The organism is Brachyspira pilosicoli (assembly GCF_019402445.1).
Taxonomy (GTDB): domain Bacteria; phylum Spirochaetota; class Brachyspiria; order Brachyspirales; family Brachyspiraceae; genus Brachyspira; species Brachyspira pilosicoli_B.
In genome coordinates this window covers 1-4,011 of sequence record NZ_SRZM01000267.1, presented here as the reverse complement: position 1 = coordinate 4,011, position 4,011 = coordinate 1, and the positions used below count along the sequence as shown (strand labels likewise).

6 protein-coding genes are annotated in these 4,011 nt (G+C 26.4%); all 6 read left to right on the top strand.

Going from position 1 to position 4,011, the window contains the following annotated elements:
- Positions 1 to 74 precede the first annotated feature (74 nt).
- The 6 genes from E6A48_RS08695 to E6A48_RS08670 all read left to right on the top strand — a co-directional run bounded on the left by E6A48_RS08695 (position 75) and on the right by E6A48_RS08670 (position 3,896).
- Positions 75 to 602 carry a hypothetical protein gene (locus E6A48_RS08695; protein ID WP_219709752.1) on the top strand — a complete coding sequence of 176 codons (528 nt, stop codon included), beginning with the start codon at positions 75 to 77 and terminating at the stop codon, positions 600 to 602.
- 55 nt (positions 603 to 657) lie between these two features.
- The gene (locus E6A48_RS08690; protein WP_258018587.1) at positions 658 to 1,593 is read left to right on the top strand and encodes a hypothetical protein; all 936 of its coding nucleotides are present in this window, start codon (positions 658 to 660) and stop codon (positions 1,591 to 1,593) included.
- A gap of 81 nt (positions 1,594 to 1,674) precedes the next feature.
- On the top strand, positions 1,675 to 2,379 hold the full coding sequence (locus E6A48_RS08685) for a hypothetical protein (protein ID WP_219709754.1): 705 nt from the start codon (positions 1,675 to 1,677) through the stop codon (positions 2,377 to 2,379).
- A gap of 29 nt (positions 2,380 to 2,408) precedes the next feature.
- A complete protein-coding gene (locus tag E6A48_RS08680) occupies positions 2,409 to 3,026 on the top strand; it encodes a porin family protein (RefSeq protein WP_219709751.1) in 618 nt (205 codons plus the stop codon).
- A 9-nt stretch (positions 3,027 to 3,035) separates the two neighbouring features.
- Complete coding sequence (locus E6A48_RS08675) at positions 3,036 to 3,632, top strand: tia invasion determinant (RefSeq protein WP_258018585.1); 597 nt, start codon at positions 3,036 to 3,038, stop codon at positions 3,630 to 3,632.
- 12 nt (positions 3,633 to 3,644) lie between these two features.
- Complete coding sequence (locus tag E6A48_RS08670) at positions 3,645 to 3,896, top strand: DUF167 domain-containing protein (protein ID WP_219709747.1); 252 nt, start codon at positions 3,645 to 3,647, stop codon at positions 3,894 to 3,896.
- Positions 3,897 to 4,011: the final 115 nt, after the last annotated feature.

Here is a 4,011-nt window from a genome sequence, read left to right as displayed (position 1 = left end):
CTATTAAGATATTGTTTTTATTTATAAAAATTGTATATTTATATATAGTTAAGTATATTCTTGGGGACTTTTTAATGAAAACAGCAAAAGTATTTTATATAATTTTTATATTAATAACTGTATTATCATGTAGACAAACTACTTTAACAAAAACAGGACCTGGAGATGACTTCTTTTTAGATAAATTAGCAAAAGGTAATTGGGATGGTATTAATGTAAGTGGCAATACTATTAGTATAACAGGCGGAAACAGTGAAGGAAACTATACATTAGACAGTACTATAGCTGGTCTTGGCGGAATATATAAAGATGATAAAAATAATGGTGATTATGTTATAGCAGTACCTGACGGCAGTAATCTTCATACTGTAAAAGTAAATGAAGAAGAAAAAAATGCTATAAATGGAATTATAGATATAGTTGGTGAAGAAAATGCATTAGGAGTAATTACTGGTATAGGTACAACAGATGGAAATACAAATGTAGATGATGTTGTAAAAAATGCTAATGTTACTGACAAAGAAAAAGAAAAAATACAGGAATATCTTGATATACTAAATGGTAAAGGAGACGCTAATAGTTATCAAAAATACCCTATATAAAAAATACTGTATTTATTAATTATTTTTTAGTGGGGTGATATGTTTAATAATATTTATGAAAAAGATTTTTATTTGTATATTTATTTATGTGCCTTTCATAATAATGATATACCAAAACATATTGCATCCATTTTCCTATAATGATAAATATGAGTGGAAACAAAAAAGACAGTCTATAAGTATAAATGCAGTTCCAAGTTATTCAGTTATTTTTCCTCCTTTAGCTGATAATCTTTTATATAATATTGATACGTTTACATCTATAGCTCAAATAAACTTTGATAATTACTTAACTTTTTTTGATTATGTTGATACAGAAGGAAGTTTCTGGTATGTACCAAATATATCTTACACATTTTATTTATACAAAGGAATAGGTTTAGAAGTTTCTGCCTCCCTTCAGCATTTAGAATATACTCTAACAATTACTCCAGAAAATGCTTTAATATTAGCTACTAATCATGCTCAAGTTCCAAATTTACCAGGCAATATAGGAGATATAGCTTCATTATTAACAGGAAATACCGTTTTTAAAGGAAGCTTTTATTATCTGCCCATCACAATAGGAGTAAAACTTTTATCTGGTAAAAATGGAGAGTTTGTAAATACTATTAGATTTGGTATTGAAACTGTCATATATGATATAGTAACTCAAAACGGACTTACAGGATTCAAAACTAAACGCTCTACTATAGACCCTACTTTTTATGTATCATATGAGCTAGGTTGGAGTATAGATTTATTTCCAAAAAAAGATTGGAAGGTTCGCACTTATCTAGATATTTCCCTGTTTGAAATTGGATATTATATTACTTCATCTATGTCTGGAGTGTATGGAGATGTTAGAGAGGGAGTTGGCTTTTTTGGAAGCGGATTTGTGGATATTACAAAATTTTTACCGCTTTGGGAAACTTTTCCTGCTGCAGTTGATTTTGTAACATCACTTAAACTATCAATATTTCCGAGAATTGGGGTAACTATACGGTTTTAAGGACTTATAATGATAAAAAAATTATTAATATGTTTTTTATTTTTATATAGCAACACCATCTTTGCTCAATCTGATTTTATAATGAATTATGATGTTATAGATATAGTACCTTCAGATAAAATTCCTTCATATGTAACATTAACTAATGATAAAAATGCTGAAATACTTTTATTTGAAAATGGATTAAAATCGCATAGACATTCTCTTGGTATAGATTTTGGAACTACTTTATTTATAACAACAACAAGACCGCTTTTATTTAGCCTACCATTTCAAATAGTAAAAAATGCAAAACAGCAAAACTTTGAAGGTAAATTTGGTTTTAGATTAACTTATACATACAGAATAATGAATAAAATGGAACTAGATATAGATTTAGGTAATTATATAGCAAGCAGCTTTATGACTAATATTACTAATCCTCAATTTACTGAAACATATTCAATACCTTTATCTGTTGGTATGAGATTTTATTTTAATAAAAGAAATAGGGCTTCTGGTTTCTTTTTAATGCCTAAAGTTGGGGCTACGCTTCATATAGCTAAAATTAAAGAATATTCTACAAATGAAGCTGGAGTAGTAAATAGAATAAATAAAGATAGAATATATTTTGATGCTTTTGTTGCTGGAGAGATGGGCTTTAGAATAGATTTATCAAGAGGAATGGGAATTGATACGGGGGTGAGACCATTTATAGATATATCTTTACTTGATATAGGATTATCATATACATATTTGCTTAGATTTATACCGCTTCCTAGAATTGCTATTGGAGTTTTATTTTAGTTTTGTTATAAGTAAAATAAGGAAAAATTATGATAAAAAAAATATTAATAATTACAATAATATGTTTATCATTTGCTAATATATCATACTCTTTTCAAAATGGCGTTTATATATCCCCAAAATTTATTTATTCTATAAAAGGCAATAATAATATGTTTGTTGGGGCTGGAGCAAGTATTGGTTATAATTTTAATATACTTTCAAAATATTCTCCTATAAGAGTTGAGTTTGAATATTTATATAAAAATGGATTAGAAGTAAATAATTATCCAAACAATATAGACAATATTAATATACATAGCATGCTTTTTAATGCTTATTATGATATTAACTTAATTTATATTAATTATGATGGAGAAGAAAATAATATATATAGAAACGGCAAAAGGCATATAATGACTATATCTTTAGGTTTTTCTTTGGGAGGAAATATTGATTATAGTTTATCATCTTCTTTAAATGAAAAGTTTGGACTTGTAAAGAACTATTCTTATAATGATAATTTTGCTTTTATGTATGGACCTAATATTAGTTTTGGTTTTCATTTAAATCCAACAATTACTTTAGAGCTTGGATATAGATTATTACTTGATACGGCTATTAATCTCAATCATGATGTACTTCTTTCTATGAGATTAAATTTTTAGGGGATTATGATGAAGAAATATATTGTTATTTTATTTTTAATATTGCCTCAAATAATATTTGCAGAATTATATATTACTCCTAAATTTAATTATGCATTTGATATAAATAGAGCATATAATGTTGGAAGTGAAACTATTAATTTCGCTAATTTTATTGGAGGAGGTTTTTCTTTAGGTTATAGAGTGCCGTCTAAAAATAGAGTATCTCCTTTTAGATTTGAATTTGAATATTCTTTTCTTCAAAGTATATTAGTTGATAATACATATAGACAGCATTATATACTTGGAAGTTTTTATTATGACCTTAACTTTTATTTTACAGATAGAAAATTAGACTTTGATACAAGAGCCGATATTTTACTTAGAGATTACCCGGTACTTTCTATTTACTTTGGACTTTCTGTTGGAAGCGTTATAAATCAAGAAATTACTGAACAAATTAAAACTGGTCAAGATGCTCTTGCTTTTGGAGCAAGTATTGGTTTTGTTTATCATATTACAAGCTGGGTTGCTTTGGAAGTAGGATATAAATTCTTAATAGATATAAATCCAAAAATATATAATGAAGTGCTTCTTGGTTTTAGATTTACAATACCAAAATTTTAGAAAAGTAGTATTATGAATATAGAAGTGAAAGTAACAGCATCAGCCAAATCAAATAGTTTCAAAAAAGAAAATGGAATATATTATATAAGAATATCTGCCAAAGCTATAGACGGCAAAGCGAATAAGGCAATAATAGATTTTTTATCGAGTGAACTTAATTTAAAGAAAAAAGATGTAGAAATATTAAAGGGGGAGAAAAGCAGCAAAAAACTTATTTCTCTAAACCTAGACGAAGATAAATTGGAAAGCTATTTTAGTAAATGATATAATTGTATGGAAACTGAATTATGTTTATATTGTTTTAGTTTTAATTTAATAATTTATATTAAAATATAATTAGTATTATTTTATTATTTGCACTTTTTGGTTCTTTGACGAA